Here is a 2,288-nt window from a genome sequence, read left to right as displayed (position 1 = left end):
ACCTTCCGCCGTGCGCAAGCCTCCGACCTCCCTGATATCGTGGCCATGCTGGCCGACGACCCGCTTGGCGCCGGCCGCGAGGACGCTTCCTTGCCGCTGGCGCAAGGTTATGTCGACGCTTTCAACGCCATCGACGCCGATCCCAATCAGCTGCTGGCGGTGGCCGTGGATGGCGGCGAGGTGGTCGGCACCTTGCAGATATCTTTCCTTGCCGGGCTCTCGCGCAAGGGCGCGTGGCGCGGCCAGATCGAGGCGGTTCGGGTCGCCGGCCACAGGCGCTCGGACGGCATCGGCAGGCAGATGATCGAATGGGCGATCGACGCGTGCCGCGCGCGCGGCTGCGGCCTCGTTCAACTGACCACCGACAAAGGGCGGGCGGACGCGCATCGTTTTTACGAAAGCCTCGGCTTCACCGGCAGCCATCTCGGCTACAAGAAGAGCCTTTAGGCGGTCGGAAAACGCTGCAACACTTTTGTGGAACTGCTCGCGGCGTTCGAGCAGTGCGCCAGTGCTGGCGCATTCGGGAAACCGTTCAGGCACACTTCAATTCGCGGCCAAGAGGGGATATAGGTCAGTCAAGTTGACCTATATTGCAGCGTCGGGGAGGCGTGCCGTGACCCTTATGAACCTGTTGGCTTCGCGCTCGTCGCGCATGAAAGCGTCCGAAATCCGCGAGCTGCTGAAGCTGCTCGACCAGCCGGACATCATCTCGTTTGCCGGCGGTATTCCCGATCCGGCGCTGTTCCCAGCCGAGGCGATCCGCGACGCCTATGCCGATGTGCTGGGTGGCGCCGAGGCGGGCGCTGCGCTGCAGTACCAGGTCTCGGAAGGCTATCTGCCGTTGCGGCGCTGGCTCGCCGGGCAGATGGGCAAGCTCGGCGTCGCCTGCGACGAGGCCAACATCTTCATCACCTCCGGCTCGCAGCAGGCGCTGGATTATCTCGGCAAGCTGTTCCTGTCGCCGGGCGACACCGCGCTGGTGACGTGGCCGACCTATCTCGGCGCGCTGCAGGCTTTCAACGCCTATGAGCCGCGCTACGACCGGCTGACCCCGGCCGGCGGCAACATGACGCCCGATGCCTATCGCGCGGCGGCGGCCGCCAATGGCGGCAAGGCCAAATTCGCCTATCTGGTGCCGGATTTCGCCAACCCGACCGGCAACACGCTGAACCGTGAGCAGCGCGAGGCGGTGCTCGACCTTGCCGGCGAACTCGACATCGCCGTCCTCGAGGATGCCGCTTACCGCGCGCTGCGCTATGACGGCGATGGCGAGCCGCCGATCCTGGCGCTCGATTGTGCCCGGTCCGGCGGCATCGACAAGGCGCGCACGCTCTATTGCGGCTCGTTCTCGAAGATCCTGTCGCCGGGCATGCGGGTCGGCTGGGTGTGCGCGCCGCGCCACATTGTCGAGAAGCTGGTGCTGATGAAGCAGGCTTCGGACCTGCACAGCCCGTCGATCAACCAGGTGGTGATGCATCGCGTCGCCGAAGCCGTGTTCGAAGGCCAGGTGGAAAAACTCATCGACGCCTATCGCGAGCGCCGCGACGGGCTGCTCTCGGCACTGGAAGCCCACATGCCCGAAGGCGTGACCTGGAGCCGCCCGGAAGGCGGCATGTTCGTCTGGGTGACACTGCCGGAAGGGGCCGACGCCACCGAGCTTCTGGCTCGGTCGGTGAAGGAAGCGCGGGTCGCCTTCGTGCCGGGCAACGCCTTTTATGCCGATGGCACCGGGCGCAACACGCTGCGGCTGTCCTTCACGCTCGCCGACCGGCGCGCGGTGAGCGAAGGCATTCCAAGGCTAGCCGCCATCCTGAAGGGATAGGCCGGCGCTGGAAGCCGGCTTTTCCTCCGCCGTTACAGTCACCAGCCGCTCAAGCTTTGAAAGCCTGGTGCGAGCGAGCTTGCGGACCGGCCTTTCGAAACCTTCTTCGCCGTTTTCGACGACGAAGACCAAGGTCATGAAATCGAGCATGAATTCGTCGATGGCTGCCGCGACCTCGCGCGACCTGCCCTTGAACCGGCGCAGCAGAGCGGTTGCTTCCTCGATATCGTCGAGACCGGCGCTGTCGACCAGCGCTTCGAGCCTCTGAAAACAATCCAATCGCAATTCCTCCCACCGCGCCACCAAACCCGGTTGCGAGCGGAAAGTTCCAAACTGTGAGTGGTCTCGCGAAGAAATCGCCTCCACTGCTTGAATTCCGCGGACGGGCCATCGGCAATTTTTTTGTTCGGGTGGAACCTCCGCGGCCAACAAAGGTTCTTACCAGGTCTGATCCCCCCCTCAGACC

3 protein-coding genes are annotated in these 2,288 nt (G+C 64.8%); 2 read left to right on the top strand and 1 reads right to left on the bottom strand.

Annotated elements, in window-relative coordinates; all coding sequences use genetic code 11:
- Positions 1-447: GNAT family N-acetyltransferase (locus EN932_RS34305; protein WP_164890787.1), on the top strand; the 447-nt coding region annotated here is incomplete at its 5' end.
- Between the two features lie 175 nt (positions 448-622).
- Positions 623-1,822 carry a PLP-dependent aminotransferase family protein gene (locus EN932_RS34300; protein WP_206524262.1) on the top strand — a complete coding sequence of 400 codons (1,200 nt, stop codon included), beginning with the start codon at positions 623-625 and terminating at the stop codon, positions 1,820-1,822.
- On the opposite strand, the gene EN932_RS34295 is transcribed toward EN932_RS34300, so the two are convergent.
- The gene (locus EN932_RS34295; protein ID WP_245459131.1) at positions 1,799-2,101 is read right to left on the bottom strand and encodes a hypothetical protein; all 303 of its coding nucleotides are present in this window, start codon (positions 2,099-2,101) and stop codon (positions 1,799-1,801) included. The genes EN932_RS34300 and EN932_RS34295 overlap by 24 nt on opposite strands.
- Between the last annotated feature and the right edge of the window lie 187 nt (positions 2,102-2,288).

This window comes from Mesorhizobium sp. M7A.F.Ca.US.002.01.1.1 (assembly GCF_004022955.1).
In the GTDB taxonomy this organism is placed as follows: Bacteria; Pseudomonadota; Alphaproteobacteria; order Rhizobiales; family Rhizobiaceae; genus Mesorhizobium; species Mesorhizobium ciceri.
The sequence above is the reverse complement of the archived record's forward strand: the minus strand, read 5'-3'. Positions and strand labels throughout refer to the sequence as shown.

Bases quoted from the DNA above. Each gene is read 5' to 3' on its own strand.
- EN932_RS34300 (WP_206524262.1), top strand. From the start codon at position 623: ATGAACCTGTTGGCTTCGCGCTCGTCGCGCATGAAAGCGTCCGAAATC.